At 65.4% G+C, this 26,862-nt stretch carries 21 protein-coding genes and 2 pseudogenes; 8 read left to right on the forward strand and 15 right to left on the reverse strand.

The window, feature by feature from the left end; genetic code table 11:
• Nucleotides 1-8 precede the first annotated feature (8 nt).
• Together AB6807_RS34830 and AB6807_RS34835 are read right to left on the reverse strand one after the other, a co-directional pair.
• On the reverse strand, nucleotides 9-890 hold the full coding sequence (locus AB6807_RS34830; RefSeq protein WP_371088117.1) for an alpha/beta fold hydrolase: 882 nt from the start codon (nucleotides 888-890) through the stop codon (nucleotides 9-11).
• A gap of 5 nt (nucleotides 891-895) precedes the next feature.
• Complete coding sequence (locus tag AB6807_RS34835) at nucleotides 896-1,795, reverse strand: ZIP family metal transporter (RefSeq protein ID WP_371088118.1); 900 nt, start codon at nucleotides 1,793-1,795, stop codon at nucleotides 896-898.
• Nucleotides 1,796-2,104: 309 nt separating this feature from the next.
• Here AB6807_RS34835 and AB6807_RS34840 point away from each other — a divergent pair, with 309 nt between their 5' ends.
• The 3 genes from AB6807_RS34840 (at nucleotide 2,105) to AB6807_RS34850 (ending at nucleotide 5,047) form a co-directional block, all read left to right on the forward strand.
• The gene (locus tag AB6807_RS34840) at nucleotides 2,105-2,773 is read left to right on the forward strand and encodes a methyltransferase domain-containing protein (RefSeq protein ID WP_371088119.1); all 669 of its coding nucleotides are present in this window, start codon (nucleotides 2,105-2,107) and stop codon (nucleotides 2,771-2,773) included.
• 247 nt (nucleotides 2,774-3,020) lie between these two features.
• Nucleotides 3,021-3,320 carry a DUF892 family protein gene (locus AB6807_RS34845; protein ID WP_371088120.1) on the forward strand — a complete coding sequence of 100 codons (300 nt, stop codon included), beginning with the start codon at nucleotides 3,021-3,023 and terminating at the stop codon, nucleotides 3,318-3,320.
• A 659-nt stretch (nucleotides 3,321-3,979) separates the two neighbouring features.
• Nucleotides 3,980-5,047, forward strand: coding sequence for a sensor domain-containing diguanylate cyclase (locus tag AB6807_RS34850; protein WP_371088121.1), 1,068 nt, complete (start codon nucleotides 3,980-3,982; stop codon nucleotides 5,045-5,047).
• Nucleotides 5,048-5,798: 751 nt separating this feature from the next.
• On the opposite strand, the gene AB6807_RS34855 is transcribed toward AB6807_RS34850, so the two are convergent.
• From AB6807_RS34855 to AB6807_RS34875, 5 genes are all read right to left on the reverse strand, one after another.
• A complete protein-coding gene (locus tag AB6807_RS34855; protein ID WP_371088122.1) occupies nucleotides 5,799-6,188 on the reverse strand; it encodes a hypothetical protein in 390 nt (129 codons plus the stop codon).
• An 86-nt stretch (nucleotides 6,189-6,274) separates the two neighbouring features.
• Entirely contained in the window at nucleotides 6,275-6,541 is a 267-nt protein-coding gene (locus tag AB6807_RS34860; RefSeq protein WP_371088123.1) for a hypothetical protein, read from the reverse strand.
• A 419-nt stretch (nucleotides 6,542-6,960) separates the two neighbouring features.
• Entirely contained in the window at nucleotides 6,961-8,742 is a 1,782-nt protein-coding gene (locus AB6807_RS34865) for an ATP-dependent DNA helicase RecQ (RefSeq protein ID WP_371088124.1), read from the reverse strand.
• On the reverse strand, nucleotides 8,742-9,050 hold the full coding sequence (locus AB6807_RS34870) for a hypothetical protein (protein ID WP_371088125.1): 309 nt from the start codon (nucleotides 9,048-9,050) through the stop codon (nucleotides 8,742-8,744). The genes AB6807_RS34865 and AB6807_RS34870 overlap by 1 nt, the downstream gene beginning before the upstream one ends.
• 909 nt (nucleotides 9,051-9,959) lie before the next feature.
• Complete coding sequence (locus AB6807_RS34875; RefSeq protein WP_371088126.1) at nucleotides 9,960-10,223, reverse strand: hypothetical protein; 264 nt, start codon at nucleotides 10,221-10,223, stop codon at nucleotides 9,960-9,962.
• Nucleotides 10,224-10,573: 350 nt separating this feature from the next.
• On the opposite strand from AB6807_RS34875, the gene AB6807_RS34880 reads away from it, so the two are divergent.
• From AB6807_RS34880 to AB6807_RS34890, 3 genes are all read left to right on the forward strand, one after another.
• A complete protein-coding gene (locus AB6807_RS34880) occupies nucleotides 10,574-10,804 on the forward strand; it encodes a hypothetical protein (protein WP_371088127.1) in 231 nt (76 codons plus the stop codon).
• A 91-nt stretch (nucleotides 10,805-10,895) separates the two neighbouring features.
• A complete protein-coding gene (locus AB6807_RS34885) occupies nucleotides 10,896-11,120 on the forward strand; it encodes a hypothetical protein (protein ID WP_371088128.1) in 225 nt (74 codons plus the stop codon).
• A gap of 62 nt (nucleotides 11,121-11,182) precedes the next feature.
• Complete coding sequence (locus AB6807_RS34890) at nucleotides 11,183-11,410, forward strand: hypothetical protein (protein WP_371088129.1); 228 nt, start codon at nucleotides 11,183-11,185, stop codon at nucleotides 11,408-11,410.
• Nucleotides 11,411-11,417: 7 nt separating this feature from the next.
• Here AB6807_RS34890 and AB6807_RS34895 read toward each other — a convergent pair whose 3' ends face one another.
• From AB6807_RS34895 to AB6807_RS34915, 5 genes are read right to left on the reverse strand one after another with little or no spacing between them, the layout of a single operon-like run.
• Entirely contained in the window at nucleotides 11,418-12,704 is a 1,287-nt protein-coding gene (locus tag AB6807_RS34895; protein WP_371088130.1) for a cytochrome c, read from the reverse strand.
• The gene (locus AB6807_RS34900; protein ID WP_371088131.1) at nucleotides 12,701-13,681 is read right to left on the reverse strand and encodes a cytochrome c oxidase assembly protein; all 981 of its coding nucleotides are present in this window, start codon (nucleotides 13,679-13,681) and stop codon (nucleotides 12,701-12,703) included. The genes AB6807_RS34895 and AB6807_RS34900 overlap by 4 nt, the downstream gene beginning before the upstream one ends.
• Before the next feature lie 12 nt (nucleotides 13,682-13,693).
• A complete protein-coding gene (locus AB6807_RS34905) occupies nucleotides 13,694-14,308 on the reverse strand; it encodes a cytochrome c oxidase subunit 3 (protein WP_371088132.1) in 615 nt (204 codons plus the stop codon).
• Nucleotides 14,305-16,230 carry a cytochrome c oxidase subunit I gene (gene ctaD, locus AB6807_RS34910; protein WP_371088133.1) on the reverse strand — a complete coding sequence of 642 codons (1,926 nt, stop codon included), beginning with the start codon at nucleotides 16,228-16,230 and terminating at the stop codon, nucleotides 14,305-14,307. Before ctaD ends, AB6807_RS34905 begins: the two co-directional genes overlap by 4 nt.
• Nucleotides 16,227-17,285, reverse strand: coding sequence for a c-type cytochrome (locus AB6807_RS34915; RefSeq protein WP_371088134.1), 1,059 nt, complete (start codon nucleotides 17,283-17,285; stop codon nucleotides 16,227-16,229). The genes ctaD and AB6807_RS34915 overlap by 4 nt, the downstream gene beginning before the upstream one ends.
• Nucleotides 17,286-17,482: 197 nt before the next feature.
• Here AB6807_RS34915 and AB6807_RS34920 point away from each other — a divergent pair.
• Nucleotides 17,483-19,789 (forward strand): annotated as a pseudogene (locus tag AB6807_RS34920) (FdhF/YdeP family oxidoreductase).
• A 234-nt stretch (nucleotides 19,790-20,023) separates the two neighbouring features.
• On the opposite strand, the gene AB6807_RS34925 reads toward AB6807_RS34920, so the two are convergent.
• Genes AB6807_RS34925 through AB6807_RS34935 form a run of 3 tightly spaced genes read right to left on the reverse strand, consistent with a single transcriptional unit; the run spans nucleotide 20,024 to nucleotide 25,074 of the window.
• Nucleotides 20,024-22,177, reverse strand: a complete 2,154-nt coding sequence (locus AB6807_RS34925; RefSeq protein WP_371088135.1) for an EAL domain-containing protein — start codon at nucleotides 22,175-22,177, stop codon at nucleotides 20,024-20,026.
• Complete coding sequence (locus AB6807_RS34930; protein WP_116912684.1) at nucleotides 22,174-22,554, reverse strand: response regulator; 381 nt, start codon at nucleotides 22,552-22,554, stop codon at nucleotides 22,174-22,176. The genes AB6807_RS34925 and AB6807_RS34930 overlap by 4 nt, the downstream gene beginning before the upstream one ends.
• 15 nt (nucleotides 22,555-22,569) lie before the next feature.
• Nucleotides 22,570-25,074, reverse strand: coding sequence for a response regulator (locus tag AB6807_RS34935; RefSeq protein ID WP_371088136.1), 2,505 nt, complete (start codon nucleotides 25,072-25,074; stop codon nucleotides 22,570-22,572).
• A 424-nt stretch (nucleotides 25,075-25,498) separates the two neighbouring features.
• On the opposite strand from AB6807_RS34935, the pseudogene AB6807_RS34940 reads away from it, so the two are divergent.
• Nucleotides 25,499-26,594 (forward strand): annotated as a pseudogene (locus AB6807_RS34940) (IS5 family transposase).
• Nucleotides 26,595-26,862: the final 268 nt, after the last annotated feature.

The following is a 26,862-nucleotide window of genomic DNA, read 5'->3' on the forward strand; positions in this document are numbered from 1 at the left end:
GCGGATGTTCATTTCGTCGTCGCGGATTTGCCCTCGCGGAGAAAATCCGCGAGCAGCGCACTCACTTGATCGGGCTCTTCGTGGTGCAGCCAATGCGAAGCTCGCGGTAGCCGGACGACGTGACCATCAAGGCAATACCGCAGCGCCGCGTCGGCGAGGCCGGGCTCGAGTGCGTTGTCCGCATCGCCCCAGACGATGCGCACGGGTGCCTGGACGGGCGTGGCGAGCGGCTGGGCCAGCGGCATCGCGCGGTACCAGTTGAGCATGGCGCGCAATGCGCCGGGCGCGGACCACGCTGTGCGATAGCCGGCCAGTTCGACATCGCTGAAGGTGCCGGGTCGGGCCGATCGCGTGAGCGCGGTTTCCAGGAGCGCGAAGTCGCGTGCCCGAAGCAAGGCTTCGGGGATCCAGGGCAACTGGAAGAAGCCCACGTAGGTGCTGCGGAGCATCTGCCATGGATGCGTCAGGGTAAAAGGGAGAAAGCTCGCGGGATGCGGCGCATTGAGGATCGCCAGCCGTTCGATCACTTCGGGCTCGCGAGCGGCCAGGTGCCATGCGACCATGCCGCCCCAGTCGTGGCCGACGAGGCTGAAGCGCGAGGCACCCATGTGGCGCGCGATGCCCATCACGTCGTCGGCGAGCGTATCGAGCGCATAACAGGTGACGGCTTCTGGCTTCGATGATTCGCCGTAGCCGCGCTGGTCGGGAATGGCGATGCGCCAGCCAGCGTCTACCAGCGTATCTACATGTCGACGCCACGTGCCCCAGTATTCGGGGAATCCGTGCAGTAGGATCACCAGCGGTGCGTCAGCGGGGCCTGCGGTGACGAGATGCAGCGTCACGCCGTCCGTGCCGAGCGTCAGGATTCGGTGTTGCAGTGCGGCAGCCACAGCGCTCATCCCAAGGCGGTGTCGAGCACCATCATGAGCACGAAGCCGAGCATCAGCCCGCCTGTCGCATACGCCTCGTGTCCCCTGCGGTGTGACTCGGGAATGATTTCATGGCTGATGACGAACAGCATCGCACCTGCTGCCATCGCCAGGCCCCAGGGCAGCAAGCCGGCGGTAAGCCCGATGATCGCCGCGCCGAACACGGCCGCAATCGGCTCCACCAGGCCGGACAGCACACCGAGCCCCACCGAGGTGCCGCGGCCGTAGCCGACGCTTCGAAGCGCCAGCGCTACCACCAGCCCTTCGGGAGCGTCCTGAATCGCGATGCCCGTGGTCAGCGCTGTCGCGCCGACGGGGTCTGTGCCAGCGAACGCGACGCCAATGGCCAGCCCCTCCGGCAGGTTGTGCAGCACGATGGCCAGCACGAAAAGCCACACCCTCTTCAGCGCGCGCGACTCTGGCCCTTCGACGCCTTTGACGAAGTGCTCGTGCGGCACGAGCCGATCGATGAGCAGCAGCGCCAATGCACCCAGCAACACCCCGCCGCCGACGATTGCGCCGCTGCCCCAGGGGCCCGCGCCTTGCGACTTCGCGGCGGCGAGCGCCGGAATGACCAGCGAGAACGAACTCGCCGCGAGCATCACGCCCGCGCCGAAGCCCAACATGCTGTCGTACGCCCTTTGCGAGAATTGATGCGAGAGAAGAACCGGCACGGTGCCCAGCGCAGTGGCCAGCGCCGCGATGCTGCCGCCCGTCAACGCTGCTCCCAGGGGCGAGTTCGACTGCGCAAGATCGATGGATTCAAGGATCAGCAGCAACAGCCCGGCGCATGCGACAGTGCCGCCGAGCCCGCGCCGGACTGTGCGAAAGCTGGTGAGAGGTCTTGAAAAGCGGGTTTGATGCATGCAGCGCAGCGTGTTTTTTGGTGCCATTCGTGGTCGTAGGACTCGGTGCCGCGACGTTCGGAAACCTTGCCTACTTCTTGTTGTTTTCAGATCGTCCTCGCTTGGCGGATCCGCGGCTTGAAAAGCATGCCTGATCGCTTGTCATCGAGTCAGCGTTGAGCAGTGCGCAACAGGCGATGAATTCGGCTGTCCGCAGGCATGCCCCGGCCATGGCCGCATGAGCCTGTGGCCGGGCGGAGTCGCCGTCGGCCGGCTGTGTGTGGCATCCCGCTTGCTGGGTGAGCGCATCACGCACTACCAGGAAAAGACATGACGACTTTGCAAGCAGTTTCGGGCGCCGCGCCCATCGTGGCGCCTGCTCCCTCGGCCGCTCGCACGCCTGCGGCAAGACTGACCTATTTCGACGAGCTTTATCGCAGGCGCGATCCCTACGGCACTCGCCGGCGCTGGTACGAACGACGCAAGCGCCGCGTGCTGCTGGACGCGTTGCCTCGGGAGCGGTTTGCACGCGCGTTCGAGCCGGCTTGCGGCAGCGGCGAACTCACATTCGAGTTGGCCGCGCGCTGCGACCAGGTGCTCGCCAGCGACTACTGCCGCGCGGCGCTGGCGCAGGCACGCCAGACGGTTCATGCATTGCGCAATGTCGAATTCGCGGAGCACTGCGTGCCTGTGCAGTGGCCGGCGGCGTGCGGCCACTTCGACCTCATTGTTGTCAGTGAGCTGTGCTCGTTTCTCGATACCGGCGGTGTTGCCCACGTTGGGCAGCGCTGTGCCGCATCTTTGGCCGGCGACGGCGTGCTCGTCGCATGCGACTGGCGCCACCCGTTCGAGGCGCGCGAACTGGAGGCCGAGGCCGCGCACGCGCTCCTGGACAAGATCGGGCTGCACCGAATCGTGCGCCACGAGGAGGAGGACTTCCTCCTCGGTGTCTGGAGCCGGGACGGGCGCTCGGTGGCCCGCCAGGAGGGAATCGTCTGAACCTTGACGTGAACGCGGCACGCGGCTCTTTGCCTGGCACAGCCTCGAGGAACCGGACGAGGCGCGTCGGCGGTTTGGCGTCCGGCGCGTCCGCTGACGGCCGGGGGAAGCGCCGCGCGATCCGGCGATGACAATGGGCCCCGGCCTCATGGACTGTGCTCCGTTTGACGAGAGGCAAACGGTATCCATCTGCGGCCGTCGCATACGACGGCGCGCGGACATCTCGATCGCCGGGCCTTCATGACCGATGGCTTTTGCCACCAATGATCCGCTGGCGTTGCCGATGATGACCGTCGACGAGAACCTCATGGGCAGGCTGTGCGACGCGCATGCCATGGGAGAGCAAGCCGAGAAGATGCTCAGCGCTACAGCCGAACGCCTGAAAAACTATCCCGTCCTGGAGGAGCGCAGCCTGACGCACCTGGACCAGCCCGCCAGGAGGGCAAGCTGGTGCGCGAGTGCATTCTTCGCCGGTAGAGGGCGCACGTCGTCCGTCAAGGACGTCGCTGCGCGGAGCACCGCCACGGCCCCTGGCTGCGCGGCATGATCGTCGCTGATGAAGCGGTGAAGGCCGTCCTGTCGGTTGCGGACGTGAATGCAATGTCATGTCCCTCGAAGGGCATACGCGTGCCAGCGGTTCTCGAAGTGATCGACGGGTCATAGACGAAGTCGAAATAGCTCATCTCCTCGAAAGTTGACCACTCGGGTGGTCGAACTGGCGCGATCCTTTTGGCGTCATGCGCGCGGACGTGACACCGCGGGTGTGCGCCGAGGACTGACACCTTCGGTGCCTGCCTGTGACCTGCCAACCTTCGTCCTGGGGGGCAACTTGGGTGCAATGCGGCATAAGCTGCTGCGGCGCAGGGACCGAGGATCTGTGGCAGATCCGGAACGCGTTCTTGCGTCTTCGGATCCTCGGTGAAGGTGCTGGTGGTCGGTGGCGGCGGCAAGAGTTGCAATCTTGATCAGGGCGCTCCTCCGAGCTTGAAGGGCAACTTTTGGCCGAAGGCCCGATTCGGTGGTCGTACAAAGGATAGAGGCTGAGCGGACGGTTTGCTGTATGGACAGGGCGGCCCTCTGCTGCTGACCGCGCCCCCCGGGGCGCGGCGGTCGTCCGGGTGTGGGCTGGCTGCCTAGCCGAGCTTGTACGATGCGCACCACCAGGAACGTACGCTCCTGCGCGGCACCAGCAAGAAGGAACCTACATTGAACCAGAGTACCGACCCTGCCCCTGAAGACACTGCACCGGATGAGCCTGCCGCGCGGGTCGCAGGCGGTGCCGCCAAGCCCTTCAATGAAGACCTGCGCCTCGCGGCCCTTTACCGCTACCAGGTGCTCGACACCACCGCAGAGCAGGCCTACGACGACGTGACGACACTCGCGTCGGCCGTATGCAAGGCGCCGATTGCGCTCATCTCGCTCATCGACCAAGACCGTCAATGGTTCAAGTCGCGTGTCGGGCTGGAGGCCAGCGAGACGCCTCGCGAGCTCGCGTTTTGTGCCCACGCAATCCTGCAGCCGGACGAGGTGTTCGAAGTGCAGGATGCCCTGTTGGATCCGCGTTTTGCCGGCAGTCCCCTGGTGACAGGCGAACCCCGCATCCGGTTCTATGCTGGTGCCCCGTTGGTCACCGCAGACGGGCTTCCGATTGGCACCGTCTGCGTGATCGATCGCGAACCGCGCGCCCTGTCGACGTCCGAACGCAAGGCGCTGCAGTCGCTCGCCCGACAGGTCGTGGCGCAGCTCGAATTGCGCCAAGCCATGGCCGGCTTGGAACTTGAGAGCATGACGGATCCGCTGACGTCGCTGTGGAACCGGCGCAGTCTGGATCGGCGGCTGCATGCGGCCTGGGATCTCCATGGCCGCGAGCGTTCCCCGCTGAGCCTGCTGATGATCGACCTGGACCATTTCAAGCGTATCAACGACGCCTATGGTCATCCTGCCGGCGATCGGGTGTTGGTGCAGGCCGCTGCCATCATCCGCGACCAGATCGGACACGACGGACTCGTCGCCCGTTTTGGGGGTGAGGAATTCTGCGTCGTGCTGCCCGGTATGGATGCCGAGGCGGCACAGCGACGTGCCGAGCAGCTGCGACATGCGCTTGAGGGCGCGTCCTGGCCGGATGTCAGGGTGACAGCCAGTATCGGTGTTGCGACCGCTGCGGCTGATGAAGATGGTACTCCCAATGTGATGCTCACGCGCGCGGACCGCGCGCTGTACGTTGCCAAGCGGGACGGCCGCAACCGCGTGCGTCAGTTCGAGGGTTGGTCCTGATCGAGTCGGCGCATACCTGAGTGTGCGTTTACAGCGTCTTGTCGCATGTGATCGAGAAGGCGAGGCCTTCTACGCGCAGCTCTGGCGGCCACCGTATAACGTCCTGAGGCGGCAGACGCTGGCACCGGCATGACATTGCGCGATCGCTTTGATCGATCTTGGCGCGATCTGAGAAGTCGACTTCCAAAGGCGATGTCGAAGTTGCGCCGCCGTTGGTCGTCGCGGAGCGCAGTGATCGGAATGAATCGCCGACGGATCGAATGCGACACTCACCAGGATTTCGAGGCCGCCATGGGCGGCCACCGCCTTGTCGCGGCAAACTCAATCTGCTCGCTGTCGCTAACGTCACACGGATCCAGGCGCCGCATCCGGTGAAGTAGTCTTCGTTTCGCAGCAGTCCGGTGCGTAAGGGCGGCGTTCGATCATTCTCTCTGATTCAATTTTCTTCTTCTACCGACCTACCAGCATCTGGGGCGTGGCCTGTGTTTGCACCTGGATCTTTCCAATTTATGGCGTCCAAGGAGCAACTGGCGCGTCAAAGCCGCCCAGCGGTTGCCGACGCTTTTCTGCGCCCGGGCGGCCGGGCACGCCGTGTTCTGTGTCGCCGATGGCGACGCACTTTCGGCCAGTCCTGCGCGACATCCTGCATCCGCGGTGCGCACCGGCATGAAAGGCCACCGACCGGATGAGCCCGGCATCTCCTGACCCCCGTCGGCGTTCGCGCCGTTACCAGGTGGCGCCCAGAGTTGACTCAGGGATTGTTCGACGAAGTCGATTTCATGGGGTTTCGTTTGACACCCACCCTTTCTTCGTCGCCCACGCGGTGGCCTTGCGTCACCGAGCCGTTGTACACGGCGTCCAGCACCGGGCCTCGGTCTGTGTCCTCGCTTGTCATCACGTCGTGGTACGCCGCCTCCCCGACTTCTTTCATCGAAGGGTTGGCGGCCGCCTGGCTGCTCGCCGACTCGTCGAGTTCATTGGGTTGCTGCGGTACGGGCCGTTGAAGCCCTTCGCCGCTGGCCTGCGACCAGCGCGTCTCTCCGCCGGTCGCAGCTCGAGGGCGATCTGGGCTTGCTCCTGTCCCTTGCATGCCTTTCGAGATCTCTGGATCGCTGTCATGGCGCGGTTTCTTCATGTTCATGCGTACTCCTTGGGTCGCGGGTGTCAGTGCCGGCGCGCGTGCAGCACCGCTCGGAAACTGCTGCCTGGGGTGCGCCATTTTTGAACCTAGCCCTCGCCGGACTTGGGGTCTTCCGTGTTAGGGACCGGAGTCAGGTCTTCCCGCAGATTGAAGTCGGCCGAATCGTCGTGCTTCGATGCTTCGACGTTCTTGCGCTTGGCTTGCATCCTCTCCTGCGGCGCAGGGCCGGAAACGGCTTCTCCTGCTTCGTTCGTCGTCGATGAAAACTTCTCGCCAGCGCCGATGTTATCGACGCCGCCGGATGTAGTGGGCCGTGTGCCGTCTCCGCTGCCCGCGATTGGCGGTGTGCTCATGACTGCTCCTTGGTCGATTCCTTGCCTTGCGCGTCGGTGCTCTTTGGGGACCTGGGCGGTCGCATGATGGCGTCAACTGCCTCGGGCACGGCACCTCCGTTCGAACTGGAACCGCTTTGGTGCGAAACGTCCTCTGCGCTCTGCGGGGCTTCACTGGTGGCGGGTGCCCTGGGAGGCGAAAGCACGGTGCTGTCATCTTTCATAATTTGCTCCTGTGAAAATGGTACGCCGCCGATGTATCGGAATTTCAATCAACGCGGGGCGTCCAGACTCGAACCATCGCGCCTGGGCACGTTTGCGGTGTAGGAGCGCATGCTGCGGGGACGTGGCTCCGGTGGAAATCTGAAGCGGATCAATCTCGCCGGGGGCGGCATCTCCAATGCACTTGCCGCGGTTTCCCGCTGCAGGGCCGCGCAGGCTCAGTTGTCCATACGGTTCTGTCGCGGCGAGGCGATGGACGAAGAGGGCGCCCCGGCTCCGGCCCCGTCGCTGTCGACCGGCGCACTGCGCATCCGAGTCACATAGTCGGGAAGAAAGCAGCGGCTGGTGCCGTCCGCGAACCCGACGGTGATTGACGTTGCATCCGCGGCGATGACGACACCCGGGCCGAAGCGCCGGACTTTCACCGGGTCGCCGACGGCGAAGACCGGCGTCGCACGCACCGATGCCGCAGCCTCCTCGTTCACGACGATGGGCCGGGCCATCGCCGATTGATGGGCGGCGATGCGCCTGCAGTTGTCGCACGCGCCGCAACGCCGTGGATCTGCGGCCGGTTGAAGGTCTGCCATGAGCAACTGCCACCTGCATCGGCCAGACTGCGCATAGGCAATCATCCGCTCCATCGTTTCCCTGTCCTGCCGTCGCCGCTCGTTGTCAGACTCGAGCATCGCTGGAAAGTCGACATGCCCGGCAGCGCGTCGGCACAGCGAAATGCGTCCATGCCGGTCGATCTTCAACACCTGCTCCTGCTTGAGCAACGCGATGCCGGATTGCATCCGGGCGCGTGGACGGTCCAGCGCGTCCAGCAAATCCGCGGCTTTCCAACCCGCCACCTCGGGTGGCTCAACCAGCAGTTGCTGGTAAATGGCCCCGATGTCTTCCAGCTGCGGATACTTGCCGGCCAGAAAGAACTGCTGCACCGCCCGGTCCCTGGCATGAAACAGAAGCATGCAGTTTGCTTGCCGCCCATCGCGCCCGGCGCGCCCCGCCTCTTGGTAGTAGGCATGCAGGCTCGACGGCATCTGGCAGTGCAGAACGAAACGGATGTCGGCCTTGTCGATGCCCATGCCGAAGGCATTCGTGGCGACCATGGTGCGAACCCCACCTGCCATGAAGGCTTCCTGGGCGTTGTTGCGCTCGCGTGCGCCGAGCTTGCCGTGGTAGAGCGCGACGGATTCGCCGTGTGCCTGCAGCGCTTCGAAGACGCGCTGCGCCGCCTTCACCGTGGCGGCATAGACGATGCCGCTGCCTGTTTCTTGCCGGACGAATTCCACGCTGCGCCGCAGGCGCTCGTGTTCATCCGTCGATTGCTCGACCGCGAAATGCAAGTTGGGCCGATAGGCGCCAGTGTCGATCAGACCCGATCGCGGGATACCCAGCAGCTTCATGATGTCCGCGGCCACATCTCCGCCAGCGGTGGCGGTCAGCGCCAGCACCGGCGGGCTGCCCAGGGCCCGTATGGCGGTACCGATTTCCAGGAAGGCGGGGCGAAAGTCGTGTCCCCATTGCGAAATGCAGTGCGCTTCATCGACCACCACCAGCGCCACCGTGCGAGTGCCCAGCAGCCGGAGAAAGTTCGGTTCGGACAGCCGCTCAGGCGTGGTCAGCGCGATGCGTGCAGTGCCGCCGACAATGTCGTTCTCGGCTTGCGCCAATTCCTCCGCGCTCAACGAACTGTTGACCTGGGCGGCCTGAACGCCCAAGTCGCGCAGCCGGTCGCATTGGTCTTTCATCAACGCGATAAGAGGCGATACGACGACCGTCAGTCCTTCGGACAAAACCGCGGGCAGTTGGTAGCAGAGGGACTTGCCAGCGCCCGTGGGCATCACTGCGAGGGTGGACAGGCCCTTGGTCACCCGCTCGATCACCTCGCCTTGCCCGTCGCGCAACCGGGCGTGACCGAACACCTCGCGCAGGGTCTGATCAATGAGCGTACCGGCACTCCCTTTCGCCGCGGCGGAGCCAGCGGGCAAGGCGGGCATCAGTCGTTCTCGTCGTCTTCGCGGTATGCGCCCAGGTCGCCCGCAAGCTCTGGAGGGTCGGCCGCTTCGGGATCATCGCCGACGGTGGACGCTTCACGTGCCGCGTCCGGAAACACGCCGACGCGATCTGGAAGGATGTCCGAATCGGTGGGCTCCTCGATCCCTGCTTCCGCGGATGCACGGTCTTTGCCTGTGCCCGCGGCATCGCTGCCGCTGTCGCTGGAATCGCTGGGTCCGAGGGTCTCTTCATCGCTGCCCTTGGGATTGATCGGCGGGCGTGTACCGCCCAGGATGCTGCTGGTTGCCATGCTTGTGTCCTTGCGCCTGAAAATTGCGGGGATGCGGGCGGAGCCTACTGAGGGGGCGGCTTCGCTGGACCGCTCCCGCCTTGCCCTGCGCCGCTGCCGTAGTTATTCGGCCTCGGCGTCTTGTCGGAGGACGACTGCGCCGGGCCCGCCTGAACGCGAGAGGGCGTTGTCTGCAAGCGGCCGTTCACCGTGTCTTTGTCGGTCACGATTTTTCCGCTGTCTCCGAATCCGGCTGCGGGTGGGCGGGACGCAGGCGCCTTCTGTGAATCGCCTGTTGGCGGCGATGCAGAACCCTTGGGATTGCCGGTAGGCTGCGCGGCCACTGCAAATGCGAGACCCGCCGCGAAGACGAGAAGTACGGCGTTGCGGCCTGTCATTGACTGGAGCGATCGGCTGTTCATGAATGAAAATTCGGTTCAACAGGGTCGCTCTTGCGTAGGAGCAATTCCGCATTGGCTGTATGCGCATGGAGCAGTCGCCGGTTGCGAGGGCTCGGTCGACGGGCCGCTCGCGCCTCGCGCCAAGAAGCGCCGATGGCTTCGAAGCGCCGCGCTGCTGTGACGCTGTCTGCGGGACTGGAAAAAGCCTTGCCGTCCGCTGTGACGTCCTTGTGCGTCAGGCTGTTTGTAGCCGCGTCTTTGGGTGATGACGGCAGTTGAGGTGGCGTAGATGCGGCCATTCGTCTGGTCGATGTACTGCGGCAGCAGAGCCCTGTCGCTCATGCGCGCGACGGCGTGGTCTTCGTGCTCGATCCGACGGAGCAAACGCTGTGCGACCGTCAATCCGAACCGACAGCTTGATTGTGTCGTTCCGACCGCGGTTCACAACAGGTAGGTAGCCCATCCTGGTCAGTTTTCGGTGGCCATCTAATGCGCAGGCCCGCGGCAGTTCGCGGGCGGGCCTGCGGTTTCAACGCAGTGCAGTCGCCGCATCGGCGTACTGCGCCGTGTTGCCGCAGCGGTTCACCCATTCCAGCGCACGCGCCTTGAGATGCGTGGCGAGTTGCTGCTTGGTCTTGAAGACGCCCGACGACGTGAGAAGGCCGCGGCTTGCGCCCTTGCGTTTGATTTCCACAGTGCCGGAGATGTTCCCTTCGCCTGAGGTGCGCACCACCAGCAGCTCGAATTCCCAGCCGTCGTGGAAGTAGCGACCGATGCATAGATTGCTGCTCATGGTGCAGTCAAATGTCCTGGAAGTTGAAAATGGGGGACGCACAGGCGGGCTCCATCAAAGGTGGAGCCGTTGGCCCCGCCTTTCGTGCTCCGCCTGCGCACGTGACAAGCAAACGGTGAGGGCAAGCCGCGTGCCTGACCGAAACGGCGAGAAGACCAACGTTGTCCTGTCCACATTGCGCCGGACAGTTCCCACGCAGTCCGGGTGCTCCTTCCGACGAGACGCTGGGTTGTGGTGCGGAGCATCCGGAGTTCTTCCAGGGCTGGGTGTTCGCAGGGGCAGGTGCAAGCATCGCCGGCACGACCCAAGCAACACCACTTTTTTGCCATTCATTGCCAAGGGGGCACACCATGAGTTCAGAACAGAAGGCATTTCCGTTTCCCACCGCTGACAACCACGGCCAACCGGACCCGCAGGGCGCGAAGCCGGTGGCGCAACCGGCCAGCGAGGAGGCGCTGGACAGCGGGGTGGAAGAGTCGTTTCCCGCGAGCGATCCGGTCTCCGTCACCGTCACCAAGGTGAAGCTGCCTTCGGCGGAAAGTGACTGCAAGCCGGTCGCCGATGTGACGACGCGGCCCTAGCGCGCCACATTCACGCTGGAAAAAAGGTTCCACCTTGATCGCAACAAGTCGGCAAGCATGCGGCGGCGAGCGGGGTGGCTCTCGCATCGGCATGTTCATCAGCATCGCGCTCGCCCTGTTCTTCCTGGGCGCGCTGTTGCAATTCTTTGCCGGCGACAGAGGCGGCGAAGGCTCTCCCCACGTGGCATTGCCGCAGGCGGCGCAAATGCAACGACAGCAAGGGCAAGGGACCGGCTCCGGCCCCGGGCCTCACGGCTCCGGCGGCACGTCGGCGGATGCGGGTTCCGTCGCACCATTGGCCGCGTCCGGGCGCTAGAGCCGCGCCCTTGCCGCAAGGCTCGGCACGTGCCGAGCGCAACGCAGAGGAAAAGGCAGTTCATGAAAACCACTCAAACAGACCAGGCGAAACAGGCGGAGCGCTCGGGCAAGGGCGGTCAGCTCGGCCGGCGCCTGATGGCGGCGATGCTGACGGTGATCGCCGTTGTCGTGGTCGGCGTTCTCTTTGCCTATGGCCTGCGCAAGCCCGAGAACGGGCCGGGCAACGTGCCTGCACAGGGCGATGCCAGGCCTCTGCGCGACAACGGCAGTCCGCCGACTTCCAAGTAGCCGTCGATCACTTCAGTTTGCTCCTGAGCCGGGTGACGTCGTTGGTGGTGACCGGCCGTGCCGCATTTCCCCACGACTGGCGCACGTAGGTGAGCACCTGCGCCACTTGCACGTCTGTCAGCGTGCCGTCGAACGCCGGCATCGTTTGCGGCGCGGGGCCGGTGGCGGTGCGCGGACCGCGACCGCCCTGCACCACCAGGCGGACCAGCGAGGTGGCGTCGTCCCCCAGCACCGAGGGGTTGCCGGCCAGGCGAGGGAAAGCCTCGCCCACCCCCTTGCCGTCGGGTTGGTGGCATTGCGCGCAGAAAGACCGGTAGACGCGGGCGCCGATCGATTCCACGTCGCTCGTGCGGTTGCCCTGCCTCGGTCCCGGCGCGTCAGGTCGGTCGGGCGCGTAGGCGCCTTCCGCGCGCCGCGCCGGCAAGGTCTTCAGGTACTTCGCGACCGCCTGCGCATCGGCCTCGCTGATGTACTGGAGGCTTTGCTCCACCTCCTCGGCCATCGGGCCGAAGGCGGCCTTGCCCTCTGCATGCCCGGTGCGCAGGAAGCTCGCGATCGATCCGGCATCGGAGCGGCCGAGCCCGGCGCCTTGCGCGCCCGTGAGGTTCGTCGCGTACCAGTCGTCGTTGACCATCCCGGTGAGGAAGCGCCCGGCCGACTCGTCGTAGCCGCGCTCCTGGTAGGCCACGCCGCGCGGCGTGTGGCAGGAGCCGCAATGGCCAAAGGACTGCACCAGATAGGCGCCGCGGTTCCATTCGGCGTCCCTGGCGGGTTTGTCGACGTAACGCTCCGGCGGCAGGAAGGCAGCCTTCCAGAAGCGCAGCGCCCAACGCTGGTTGAACGGAAAGACGAGCTTTGTGGGCGGCGGTGCGAGGTCGGAAGGCGGCACGGCATGCATCAAGTACCCGAACAACGCCTGCAGGTCCTCGTCGCTGGCCTTGGTGTAGGCGGTGTAGGGCATCGCGGGGTACAAGTGCTTGTTGCCAGGCGCGGTGCCTTCTCGCATGACACGCTTGAAGTCTTCGAAGCTGTAGCGCCCGATGCCGTGCACGGGGTCGGGGGTGATGTTTGTGGCGATGATGGGGCCTAGCGGTGTGGACAACGGTCGCCCGCCCGCGAAAGGAATGCCGTCACGCGGCATGGTGTGGCAATTGGCACAACCTCCGATCCGCGCCAAGTACTCCCCACGCGCCAGCGCGCCACTTTGAGGCGAAACAGGCTGCGCGCAGGCCAACAGCGTAAGCGCGCCGGCTGCAAGCGCGAGAAGCGAGTTGCGGAGAGTTTGCACCGTCATGGCACGTCGGGCGTCGGTGCAGCAGAAACGACGTGTTTTTCATTCAGCCAACGCAGCGCCAATGCCAGCGCGCTCACCATATAGGCGACGCCCCCCGGTACCCACATCACGAGGCCGCCCATCTGCTGGTCCTGCAAGGGATCGAAGCCCAGCGCGGCCGTGGGCTCCACATACAGCGGATACCACAGGCCCGGCGACAGCGTGAGCAGCGCGCCCAGTGCGCCGGTGTGGACCATGGTGGTGAACAAGGACAGCATTGCCGCGCCGCCGGGATGGCGGAAGATGGTCCACCAGAACAGAAGCGCACTGGCCAGGAAACTCGTGTGCTGCAAGGTGTGCAGCCAGGGGTGCAGCAGCGCGCCATGGAACAGCGCGGGCATGTGCCAGAGCCACAGCGCCGCGGCATGCAGGAGCCACGCGCCGACGGGCGCGACCATGGCGCGCCAGGTCGCCTTCAGCGGCCGCCAGTGCGCGACGTTGCCGACGCGCTTGCGCCAGCGCGGTGGCAGCGCCCACACCCATACACCCAGCGGTCGGCCCAGCACGAGCAGCGGCGCCGCCGCGATCATCAGCAGCTCGTGCTGCACCATGTGCGCGGAGAACAGCGTTGCGCCCAAGCGGTCCAGCGGCGAGACAAGCGCTACCACCAGCAGCGACCAGCCGCCAAGGAAGGCCGCAGCCTGGCGGTCCCGCCGCGTGTGCGCCCGGGCAAGGGAGCGCCAGCGAAGCCGCCGGTAGCCCAGTGCGTAGAGTCCCAGGCTCGCACTCAGGGCGCAGAGCACCAGGGGGTCGAAGCTCCAGGACAACCAGGAGGGCTGCGGTGACGACGGATTGATCACGTGCGCGCCCGTGACCCCGGGGAGCAGCACCACGACCCAGCACAGGGCTCGGTACGTCGCCAGCGCCGCCGCCTGCGCAACACGGTGCGGTCGGCCGCCATGGCACTGGGGTGGATGAACGAAGGTGCGGGCGTGCATCGCCGTTGGCGTTCAGGCGAGCGGCGCCAGGTAGATCACCGCATAGATCGGCAGCCAGCTGCCCACCACGAAGTACCAGTACAGCGCGTTCTCGCTCACGTCGACAAAGCGCTTGCCCTCGAAGGGCCCAGTGAAAAGCAGCACCGCCAGCACCGTGGTGTCGATGGTGTCCGTGATCAGGTGTGTGGTGTGCAACCCCAGCAGCAGCCATACCACGGAGCCGTACGCGTTGACGTGCCAGCTGACATTGAGCGTCGTGAACTCGAGCGCGCGCACGGCCAGGAAGACGAGCGAGAAGAGCACGCACACCGCCAGCCAGCGCCGTGTGCGCAGACGGTCCTGCCGCTCAGCGGCGCGTTTTGCCATCTGGTTGGGCCACAGGCTCAACAGCAGGATGGCCGTGTTGAGCGTGCCCCAGCGCAATGCCGGCGGTGCCGCGTCGACGGGCCATGCGGAAGCCACGCCGCGCAGGTAGAAGTACATCATCACGCCGATGGCGAACACGGTGCCCTCGATCAGCATCAACCCCATGGTGCTCCACCACATCAGGCTGCCCTGACCGAAGGCATAGCTTGGCAGCCCCCGCACGTCCAGCGTGTCGCCGCGGCGTTCGTCGGCGGTCGTCATGGCGATTGCTCCAGCGCCAGTGCTTGCTCGGTCTCCCTGCGGCCGGGCCAGAACCAGCCGATGAGCGCGACCGTGACCGGCAATGCACCCCACACCACCGCCCATGGCGTGTACACCGAACCGATGAACAACATCGTGGTCGCCAGCGCACCCAGGAAGGGCCAGACGCTCGGCTTCGGAAACAGCGGGCGGCTCTCGGGCCGGGCGGCCAGCGCACTCGTCACCAGCACCTCCCGGGCATCGGCCGCGAGACCCGCCACGTGCGAAGGCAGCGCCTGCTGCATCCAGCGCGGTTCACGGCCGTGAATCACAGGCAGCGTGTCGAAGTTGTGCGGCGGCGGCGGGCATGCAGCGCTCCACTCCAGCGTACCCGCACCCCATGGGTCGCCGGGCGCGCGGCGCCCGCTGAGCAGCGCCATTGCCAGGTTCACGAGGAACACCATCACGCTTGCGGCGATGGCGAGGGCCCCAACGGTTGCAAGCATGTTCATGCCGTCCCAGCCCAAGCCCGCCGAATAGCTCCATACGCGCCGGGGCATGCCGTGCAACCCCAGCAGGTGCATCGGAAAGAACGCCACGTTGAAGCCGATGAAGAACAGCCAAAAATGCCAGCGACCGAGCGTCTCGTCCAGCATGCGCCCGGTGAACTTCGGAAACCAGTAGTAGATGGCGCCGAACAGCGGAAACACCGCGCCGCCGAGCAGCACGTAGTGCAGGTGCGCCACGACGAAGTAGGTGTCGTGCACCTGAAGGTCGAGCGAGACCGATGCCAGCATCAGCCCCGTCATGCCGCCTGCCACCAGGATGACGAAGAAGGCCAGCACGAAGTACAGCGGCGTTCTGAACACGAGCCGCCCGGTCCACAGCGTGGCGATCCAGCAGAAGATCTGTACCGCCGAAGGCACTGCGATGGCAAGGCTGGCGGCGGTGAAGAAAGCCTTGCCCACCTCCGGCAGGTTGGTGGCGAACATGTGGTGCACCCACAGGCCGAAGGCGAGAAAGGCGGTGGCCACCAGCGACAGCACCATCGCCCGGTAGCCGAACACCGGGCGCCGTGCGAAGGTCGAGATGATCGTGGAGATGAAGCCCAGCGGGGGGATGAAGATCAGGTACACCTCCGGGTGCCCGAAGAACCAGAACAGGTGCTGCCACAGCAGCACGTCGCCGCCGCGCGCCGGGTTGTAGAAGTGCGTGCCCACCAGACGGTCGAGGATCAGCGCCGTGCTGCCGAGCATCACCGACGGCATGGCGAACAGCACCATGAACTGCGTCACCAGCGTCGCCCACACGAACAGCGGCATGCGCCCCAGCGTCATGCCCGGCGCGCGCATCTTGAAGATCGTGGTGATCAGGACAATGGCCACCAGCAGCGCGGACAGTTCGGTGAACGTGATCATCTGGGCCCAGATGTCCACGCCCTTGCCCGGCGCGTAGTCAGAAGACGCCAGCGGCACGTAGCTGAACCAGCCCGTGTTCGGCCCCGACCCGAGTGCAAAGCCCGCGTAGAGGAACGCCCCGCCCATCACGAACACCCAGAAGGCGAAGGCGTTCATGCGCGGAAACGCCACGCTGCGCGCGCCGATCATCAGGGGCACGAGGTACATGGCCACGGCCTGCATCACGGGCACAGCGAAAAGAAACATCATGGTGGTGCCGTGCATGGTGAACAGCTGGTTGTAGAACTCGGGGCTCACCAGTCGCAGCCCGGGGCGCGCGAGCTGCAGCCGCATCGCCAGCGCAAGAATGCCGCCCAGAAGAAAGAACACGAAGGTCGCCACGATGAAGCGCCGCGCAATGGTCTTGTGATCGATCGCGCGCAAGCTGCCAAGCCACCCCGGCGGGTCGCTCCAGGTGGTGCGCAGGGCCTGAAGTACCTGCACATCGGCCTGGGGTCCGTCTAGAAGCGGTGGGACGGTGCTCATCGCAGGCCTTGCAGGTAGGCGACCAGCGCGCGAACGTCATCGGGCGCAAGCTTGCTTGATGGCATGGTGCTTCCCGCTTTCAGGGACTGAGGGTCGACGATCCAGGCGGCGAGGTTCGCCGGCTCGTTCGCCACCGTCCCGGCCGCAAGCAGCGAACGGCTTCCCACGTGCGTGAGGTCAGGGCCCAGCGTGCCCATGGCCCCGGTCCCGCGCACGCTGTGGCACTGTGCGCAGTTGGACGAGAGAAACAGCTGCCGGCCGCGGATCGCGTCCTGCCCCGACGGCTCGGCCGCCGGCAGCTGCTGTGCCGCGCGCCACTGCGCATATGCCTCGGGCGTGTCGGCGTTCACGCTGAAAGCCATCAGCGCATGCTGAAGTCCGCAGAACTCCGCGCATTCGCCGCGGTAGGTGCCGGGCTTGTCGGCGCGCAGCATCAGTTGCGTGCTGCGCCCGGGCAGCATGTCCTTCTTGCCGTGCAGGCTCGGTACCCAGAAGGTGTGGATCACGTCGGTGCTCTTGAGCGTCACGATCACGGGCTTGCCGACCGGCACGTGCAGTTCGCTGGAGACCGCGAACTCCGCCTCGTCTTGCGCGTTTAGGTATCGCGCCTCCCACCACCACTGCTGGGCCGTCATCTCGATGCGCAACGCGTCCGCCACGGGCAGGCGCGAGAGCGCGCGATCGGTCCACATGTCCGCGACCAACAGCGCGACGAGCAGGCCCGCGGAGGCGACGGTGGCCCAGGTGGTCCAGCGCCGCGCGGTGCGCTCGGGGCCGAGTGCGTGCGATGTCAGGAGTGGGGCACTCGCCGAGGCCCGGGGAGCGCGGCCCAAGGCGACGAGAAGCGCCACCAGGATCGCGGCGAAGACGCCCATGCAGATCCACAGGGTCAGCTGCCACAGGTCGTGGATGCGCGCGGCCTGCGCGCCAGCGGGACGCAGCGCACTGTGGGCGGCCGGCCCCGAGAGGAATGCAGCCGCTTGCACGAGCGAGTCAATCGCCGCAATGGGGTCTGAACCAGAGAACCATTCGATGAAAAAGCGGGCGCGAAACACCTGGGTCCTTCGTCGTGATGCGCTGCTTTTAGCAAGGAGTGCGGCGCTTGCCAATCGGCTGCGCTCGCAAAGCGGGGTCAGTGTCTGCCGACCGCAGCCGCGTACAAGCTGCTCGCACAACCTGTCTGCGCCCGGACCTACACGCTGGCGTCCAGCGGCTCTTAGCGTCGGAACACATAACAGAGCCGGAGCACTTCGTGACCGACAAAACGCATTTCGACTCCTACACCCATGCGGCGGGCGGATGGGGATCTCTCAAGGCCGTGGGCACTTATCTGCTGCGCGAGCGCATTCCCATCGCTGGTCCATTGGCGCTGTTGAAACAGAACAAGCCGGGCGGCTTCGCATGCGTGAGTTGCGCCTGGACCAAGCCCGAGCATCCGCATCCGGCCGAGTTCTGCGAGAACGGCGCCAAGGCTACGGCCTGGGAGCTCACGGCCAAGCGGCTTCCGGCCGGTTTCTTCAAGGAGCATGCCGTCAGCGAACTTCTCGGCTGGTCCGATCACGACCTGGAAGCCGGAGGACGCCTGACGGTGCCGATGAAGTGGGATGCGCAGAGCGATCGCTACCTGGAGGTGTCCTGGGCGCAGGCGTTCGAAGGCATCGGTGCCGAGTTGAAGGCGCTGCATGCGCAGAACCCGGCATCGGTGGTCTTCTACGCCTCGGGACGCGCGTCACTCGAAACCAGCTACATGTATCAATTGTTGGCACGGCTATAGGGCAACAACAACCTGCCCGACAGCTCCAACATGTGCCACGAGAGCACTTCGGTGGCACTGCCCGAGACCATCGGCGTGCCGGTGGGCACCGTCCACCTCGACGACTTCGAGCAGTGCGATGCCATCTTCATCTTCGGACAGAACACCGGCGTCAGCAGCCCGCGCATGCTGCACCAGCTGCAGGACGCGCGCCGGCGCGGCGTGCCCATCGTCACCTTCAATCCGCTGCGCGAGCGGGGGCTGGTGGAGTTCGTCAATCCACAATCGCCGCCGGAAATGCTGACGCCCGCCCACACCGAGGTCAGCACCCAGTATCTGCGGGTCAAGAACGGCGGCGACCTGGCGGCGCTCAGCGGCTTGTGCAAGGCATTGATCGAGGCCGACGACCTCGCGAGGGCCGAGGGAGGCGCGCGCGTGCTGGACGCGGCATTCATTGCCGAACACACGCAGGGCTTCGAAGCGTTCGCAGCGTCGATGCGGCAGACGGACTGGACACTGATCGAGGCGGAATCGGGCCTCACGCGCGAGGCGCTGGAAACTGCGGCCATCACCTTCGCCAAGGCCCGGGCGGTCATCGGCGTCTACGGCATGGGCCTGACCCAGCATCGCAAGGGCGTGGAGAACGTGCAGATGGTGTCCAACCTGCTACTGCTGGGCGGGCACATAGGACGCCCTGGCGCGGGCATCTGTCCGGTGCGCGGCCATTCGAACGTTCAGGGGCAGCGCACCGTCGGCATCACCGAAAAGCCCGAACTGGCGCCACTGGACAAGCTCGCGCAACTCTACGGCTTCGAGCCGCCCCGCGAAAAGGGGCTGAACACGGTGGAGGTCTGCGAAGGCGTGCTGTCGGGTCGTGTGCGTGCGTTCGTCGGGCTCGGCGGCAACTTCGTGCGCGCGGTGCCCGACACCGACCGGATCGAACCGGCTTGGCGCGCGCTGCGGCTCACGGTGCACATTGCAACCAAGCTCAACCGCAGCCACCTGGTGCACGGTGAGGTGTCGTACCTGCTGCCGTGCCTGGGGCGCATCGAGATCGACCGTCAAGCGGGCGGCGAGCAGACGGTGAGCATGGAAGATTCGACCGGTGTGATGCATGCTTCCAGGGGCGTGGCGCAGCCGGCGGCCGATACGCTGCTGTCGGAGCCGGCCATCCTCGCGGGCATCGCCAAGGCAACGCTTGCAGACAACCCCCGCGTGCCATGGGATGGCTGGGTGGCGGACTACGCACTGGTGCGCGACCATATCGCGCAGGCGCTGCCCGATATCTTTCATGACTTCAACGCTCGGCTCGCCGCGCCGGGCGGCTTCCCGCGCCCGCTCGCCGCCAAGGATCGGGTGTGGAAGACCCCGACCGGCAAGGCCAACTTCAAGGGCTTCGGTAACCTGCGAGCCGACCCCGACATGCCCGAGGAAGGCGCCGACGTGCTGCGCCTGATGACGCTGCGCAGCGACGACCAGTTCAACACCACCATCTACAGCCTGGACGATCGCTTCAGGGGCGTGTACGGCACACGGCGTGTGTTGTTGATGAATCGTGACGACATGCAGCGGCTGCGGGTGCGCGAGGGCGAGCTGGTCGACGTCGGTACTGTCACTCACGACGCCACGGCCCGCATGGTGCACGGCCTGCGTGTGACGCCGTTCGACATTCCAGCAGGCTGTGCCGCCGGCTACTACCCTGAATGCAACCCGCTGATTCCGCTGTCGCACCACGCCGAGGAAAGCAAGGTGCCCGCGGCGAAGGCAATACCGGTGCGCCTGCACGCGGCGCGCGCAGCGACCTAGTGTGGTGAGTTAGAGGTTCGTTGAACTATTCCTGGCGCACTGTAGTCTGTGCGTATACCGTGTGTACTCGACGAGGCTGCAATGAGGAAGCTTCGATCCACGATTGCGCTTCGAGACGGACGCAACCGCACATGAGCCGCTACTTCTTTTCAAGGCGGCGGCTCTTTCTGGCAGCCGCGCTGCCCGCCATGCTCAGCCTCGCGGCGTCGGACAAGCCGGCACCGCTGATCAAGTTCAGGCGGTGCGGCTCAGCATGTTTAGCAGGCCGCCGCTTTCACGCAACAGCACGTTCAGCGCAGGCAGTGCCAGTGGCCGGCTGAAGTAGTAGCCCTGAATCTGGTCGCAGCCGTGCGCGCGCAGGAAGTCCAGTTGCTCTGCCGTTTCCACACCTTCCGCGATCACCTGCAGCTTCAGGCTATGGGCCAGGCCGATGATGGCCAACGTGATGGCCGCATCTTCGGGATGCGTAGTGATGTCTCGGATGAACGCGATGTCGATCTTGAGCTTGTCGATCGGGAAGCGCCGCAAGTAGGCTAGGCTCGAGTAGCCGGTGCCGAAGTCGTCGACTGAGATCTGTACGCCGTGGCGCCGCAGCCCCTGCAGCACCGACACGGTGTGGGCGGTGTTCGCCATCAACGAGCCTTCCGTCAGTTCGAGCTCCAGCAGGTGGGCCGGCACGCCGTTGTCTGCCAGGATGCTGACGATCTCGGCCTGAAGGTCGCCCTCGATGAACTGGCGCTGGGCCACATTCACCGCCACCGGCATGTCGCCGATTTCGCCATCGCGCCACAGGCGCACCTGACGGCAGACCGCGTCCAGCACCCAGTTGCCCACTCGCACGATGAGTCCGCATTCCTCGAGCACTGGGATGAACTCCGCCGGCGACACCAGGCCGTGGCCTGGCCGCTGCCAGCGCAAGAGCGCCTCGAGGCCGGCAACGCGGCCGGTGTCCAGCCGAATCTTGGGCTGGTAGTGAAGAACAAATTCGTCGTTGTCGATGGCGCTGCGCAGCGCGATCTCTAGCTCGAGCCGGGCCAGCGCGTCGGCGTTCATCTGCGCCCTGAAGAAGCGGTAGGTGTCGCGCCCGTTCTGCTTGGCCTGGTACATGGCCGTGTCGGCGTACTGCAGCAGTTCCTCCGCGGTGGTGGCGTCGTCCGGAAAAATGGTGATGCCGATGCTGGCTGCCGTGACCACGCTGCGGCCGCCCAGCGTGAAGGGCCTGCGCAGCACGTCGCGAATGCGGTCGGCCACGACCACAGCCCGGGACGGGGCGTCGTCACTCAGCAGGATCACGCCCAGTTCGTCGCCACCCAGGCGCCCGACTGTGTCTTCCCCGGTTACGCAGCCGACCAGGCGATCGCTGAAACGGGCCAGCAGCTCGTCGCCGGCCGCGTGGCCCAAGGTGTCGTTGACGTTCTTGAAGTTGTCCAGGTCGATGAACAGGACTGCCACCTGTGCGCCCGTCGTCCCCGCCTGCGCGATGCTGCTGCGCAGCACGTCGTAGAAGAGCGTGCGATTGGGCAGGCTAGTGAGAGCGTCGTAGTGAGCCATCCGGTGCAGCCGACCTTCGGAATTCTTGCGTTCGGTGATGTCGCGCGCCACGGCAACGACGATCCAGCTGCTGCCGAAACGGTGCGCCATTCGGTTGACCTCGACCGGCACCATCAGCCCGTCCTTGCGCGGGATGTCGAACTCGGTCAGGTGGTTGTCCTGGCCGTGGCCGGTCATGATGCCGTCGGCCAGCCGGCGCACCTCGGCAGCCGATGCCACACCGGGTTCCACCGAGCCGCCTTCGGCCGAACCGCGCTGGATCAGTTCCTCACGCGTGTAGCCCAGCATGCTGCAGGCGGTGCCGTTGACCTCAACGAACTGCAGCGTTTCCCGGTCGATCAGGAAGATGGCATCGGCGGTGGCGTCCATGGCGGTACGAAAGCGCTGCAGGTCGGCCGTGCGCGCCTGCACCTGTTGCTCGAGGATGGCGCCATGGTTGCGCAGGAAGTCGGTGAAGGCCTTGAGCCGCAGCAGGTTGCGCACCCTCAGCCACAGTTCCGCGCGATCAACCGGCAGCGTCAGCGAGTCTTCCGCGCCGGCGTCCAGGCTGGCAAGCCGCGCGCTGCGGTCCAGCGTCGCCGTCACCATGATGATCGGGATGCTCGAGGTCGACGCTTCGGACTTGAGCCGGCGTGCCACGGCATGGCCGTCCAGTCCGGGCATCATCACGTCAAGCAAGATCAGGTCGGGCGCCTGCCGAGCTACCATGTCCAGCGCCTCCTGGCCGTTGCTAGCGCAGACCGTGGTGTAGCCCTCAGGCGCAAGCAGCACCTCGAGCAGCCGTCGGTTCGCCGGATGGTCGTCGACGATGAGGATCGTCGCAGCCGAGGTCGTCATGGGCGCGCGGCGCGTTGGGCCAGCAGTGCGTCGATCGCCGCATACAGCTCGAGGTAGCGCAAGGGCTTGGCGATGTAGGCGTCGCAGCCGGCGGCTTCGGCCTTCTCCTGGTCGTCCTTCATCGCCATCGCGGTCAGCGCGATGACCGGGATGCCTGCGGTGGCCGGCGCCTGCTTGAGCAGCGCGGTCGCCGCCAGTCCGTCCATGCCCGGCAGCTGGATGTCCATCAGCACCAGGTCGGGCTGCGCCTCGCGCGCCAATGTCAGGCCGGTTTCGGCGTCAGTCGCGCACAGCGCCGAGTGGCCCGCGTTGTTCAGCAGCAGCAAGGCGAGCTTCATGTTCGCCGGGTTGTCTTCGATGATCAGGATGCGTGCCATGGATGCTCCGGAATGTCAGACGGCCTGCAGAGCGCGACGTACCTGCTCGATGAAGCGGAAACGGTCGAAACCCGCCTTCTCGACGACCTCGACAGGGCGGCCGGGGATGCTGTCGAGCGTGGCCCGGTCGGCCTGCGTGATCTGCCGCGCGGTGACAACCACGATCGGGATGTGCCCCGTCTCGGGATTGCGGTGCAGGGCCGCGACCACCTCGAAACCGCCCATCAAGGGCATCGTCAGATCGAGCAGGATGAGGTCGGGCCTGACCCGCTGGGCCAGCTCCAGGGCGTCGGCCCCGCTGTACGCGCGCACCACGGCATAGGCCGGACCCGGCAGGAAGCTGGCGATCATCTCGACGGTGTCTTTGTCGTCGTAGACCACCAGCACCGTGTGGGTCCGGCCCGTCCCCGGCTGCAGGCCCAGGCTCTGCAGTGTCGACTTGAGCTGTGCCCGGCTGACCGGCTTTTGCAGGCCTGCCGATGCGCCATGGTTGAGCGCCTCGTTCGTGTCGGCTACGCCGGAGATGACGACCACCGGCAGCCGCGCCATCGCCGTCTGCTCGCGCAGCCTTTGCAGGAACTCCCAGCCGTGCATGCCGGGCAGTTCGAGGTCGAGCGTGATCAGGCTGAGCGCGTGGCGCGGCGCCATCAAGATGGCGGCCTCGCCGCTGGCCGCGCGCAGCACCTTGAAGCCCTCGGCTTCGAGCAGCAGGCGCACCAGATCGGCGGCCTTGTCATCGTCTTCGACCACCAGCGCCAGCCGCTCGCTGGAGGCCGTGTCCGATGCTCCCGCCGCCTCGTCGCCCTCGGCAAGGCCAATGGCCTCCGGCGGCACCTCGTGCAGCGGAAGCCACACAGCGAAGCAGGCGCCTTCTCCCTCGGAGCTGGTCACCGCGACCGTGCCGCCTTGGAGTTCGGCCATTTGCTTGACCATCGCCAGACCCAAGCCGGTTCCGGCAAACTTGCGTGCGAGGCTGCTGTCGACCTGGCTGAAGGCCTGAAACAGACGCGTCATGTTGGCCGCCGAGATGCCGATGCCGGTGTCTTCGACGCGGATCTCGAGGAACTCGACAGATTCGTCGGTCGTGAACGTGAAACCATGCGACGGCCATTCGCGAGGTAACATGCCGACTCCCTCGCATTGCACGCGCCGCGCCCGCAGCGTCACCTGGCCGCCGTCCCCGGTGAACTTGACCGCGTTCGACAGCAGGTTGTAGATGATCTGCTTGACCTTGCGCGCGTCCAGCTGCGACCAACCGAGCACATCGTCGATGTCCAGGGTTAGCTGGATGCGCTGCGCGGACGCCTTTTCCTTGACGATCGACAGGCTGTCCTTGAGCAGGCGGTCCAGGTCGACCGCCTCTGGCTCCAGGGTCATCATCCCGGCTTCCACCTTTGTCAGGTCGAGTATGTCGTTGATGAGCGAGAGCAGGTGCAGGCCGCTGGTGAAGATGTCGCCGATATAGCCGGTCTGGGTTTCGCTCATCGGGCCCATCAGGCCGTCCTTGAGCGCCTCCGAAAATCCGATGATGGCGTTGAGCGGCGTGCGCAGTTCGTGCGACATGGTCGCCAGGAACTCCGACTTCATGCGGTTGGCATGTTCCAGCTCGACGTTCTTCTCTTCCAGCGCGCGCTCGAAGCGCCTGCGATCGGTTACGTCGCGGGCCGCGGCGATCACGCCCTGCAGCTGGCGGTCGCGGTTGTGAAAGGTGGCCGCGTTGTACGACACCACCGTCTCCACGCCGTTGATGGCGCGCACTGTGAGCTCGTAGTCGCTCACGCGGTTCTCGGTGAGCACGCGGCCGATCGCGGCATCGGCGCGGTCCGGGTCGGTGAAGAAGTTGCGGCAGGGGGCGCCGATCAGCTCGTCGCGGGTGCGGCCCGTGAGCGCCGTCATCTGCTGGTTTACGTCCGAGATGATGCCCTGCGGGTCGGTCATCATCAGCGCGTCGATGTTCGATTCGATCAGCGAGCGCGTGTAGAACTGCTGGTCGCGCAGACGCTGGTCAAGCAGCGACTTGGCCGCCTCGATCTGCTTGCCCACCGTGTTGTCGGTGCCGATCAGCAAGTAGCCGATGATCGCGTCGTTCGCATCGCGCAGCGCCGTCACTGAAACGATCGCCGGGAAGCGGCTGCCGTCCTTGCGGATGTAGGTCAACTCGTAGATGTCCTCGATGCCCCGCGAGGCTTTGAACACCAGCGCCTCAAAGCCGGGCGTGATGGCGGTGCCCAGTTCCAGACTCAGCGCCTCGGCACGGGCGATGACCTCCTGCGGATCGGAGATGTCGGCCGGCGTGATGGTGTCGACCATCTCGGCCGCCGTGTAGCCCAGCATCCGCTCGGCCCCCACGTTGAAGATCTGGATCACGCCTTTGGCGTCGGTCGCGATGCTGGAGAAGTTCGCGCTGTTGAAGATGGCGTCCTGCAGCGCGCCGGCCTTGATGAGCGTCTCCTGGCGGCGGAACTCCACGATGCCGTCGGGAACGGCGTGGACATCGCTCGCAGGCGCGGTGGGTGTCATGAATCGCCTCCTGAACGACTGCAGTGAGCGGATCGTTCACGGAGGCACGAACGAGGCTGGGATAACGGTCGGGTGTGTTTCATCGAAATTCCTCCAGGACACGGGTAGAGCGGTGGACGGAAAGTCGGGGCGAAGCGGGAGACGTGCCCTTCATGCGTTACATAACTGTTTCAGCACATTAACACGCAGAGGCGGGCCGAGCTTGGTCATCTGCTCGAGCAGAGCCCAGCGCCCGATGACACTCAATGTCGCCACACCCATCACTCCAAGAATCCCCTGCTTTAAAAATGAGCAGGGTAGGGTCTTACGTGGGTCAGTCTTATACGGAAATTGCCGGGTAAGCAGGCTGCTGAAATACTTCACTCGCAGGTGCCCCGTCAGTGCGACTGGCGCGTTGTCTCTGCAGATCCACGAACCCCTTGCGATGCGCGGCCCTGACGCATTCACCGAAGGTTTGTTCACCATGAGACGGCTGGACGACTTCGTTCCCGCCGATCACCCACTGCGCCGCATCCGAGTGATGGTCAACGAAGTACTGGCCAGGATGGACGGGTTGTTCTCCCGGATGTGCGAGGCCGACATCAAGGGCGGCCGCCCGAGCATCGTGCCAGAGAAGCTGCTGCGCGCGATGCTGCTGCAGATCCTGTTCAGCATCCGATCGGAGCGCCAGCTCATGGAGCGGACGCAATACAACATGCTGTTTCGCTGGTTCATCGGGCTGGCGATGGACGACGCGGTGTGGGTGGCGACGGTGTTCAGCAAGAACCGCCAGCGCCTGATCGAGCACTACGCGGTGGTCGCCTTCTTCAACGAAGTGCTGGACACGGCGGGAAGAAGGACTGGTTGTCGGGCGAGCACTTCAGCGTGGACGGCACGCTGATCCAGGCCTGGGCCGGACACAAGAGCTTCGTTCGCAAGGACGATGACGACGATGCCGGCAGTGGCGGGGACTTCAAGGGGCAGCGACGCAGCAACGAAACGCATGAATCGAAGACCGATCCCGATTTGAAGCTGTACCGCAAGGGAAAAACGGCCAGCGAGTTGGGCTACGTGGGGCACACGCTCACTGACAACCGTCATAGCCTGGTGGTCAACGCGATGGTTACGCAGGCAGGCGGCGTTGCCGAACGTGAAGCGGCCAAGGCGATGGTCTGGGACGCGCGGCAAGCCACCGCGAGTGCGGACACCGAGGTCACGCTCGGCGCCAACAAGGGGTATGACGCGGCCGAGTTCATCGAGGCGTTGAAGGACATGAAGGTCACGTCGCATGTGGCGCAGAACAAGGCGGGGCGTCGCTCGGCGGTGGCCGACGTGATGCTGCGAGCGAGGGCTACGCGATCTCCCAGCGCAAGCGAAAGCTCATCGAGCAAGGATTCGGCTGGGCCAAGTCCGTTGGGCCGATCCGCCAAGTGATGGCGCGCGGGATCGAGAAGGTCGATCAGTTGTTCGTGCTGACGATGGCCGCCTACAACCTTGTGCGCATGCGGACCTTGGCAGAAGTCCGCCCAGTGTCTGGATAGTGACCTTGATGAGCCCTGAAAACGTGCTTTCGAGCGGCAAAAACGGCTCGCAGCACCTACCAAATTCGGCGGATCGCGAATTCGGAATCACGAACATGAAACGGCAACTTCGGTCGGCCGGCTTTCAGCGATGCCCTAAATGATGCGCGCGCTATCGGCGTTCGCGAGGCCGGTCGCGTCCTTGATGAGTTCTGCACGCTGATTGTTCTGCCGACAAAGAGCGTCACCCCGTTTGAACTCCAGATAAAGCGACTCCTGCGTGTGCTCG

The sequence above is a fragment of the Variovorax sp. RCC_210 genome (assembly GCF_041355175.1).
Lineage (GTDB): Bacteria > Pseudomonadota > Gammaproteobacteria > Burkholderiales > Burkholderiaceae_C > Variovorax.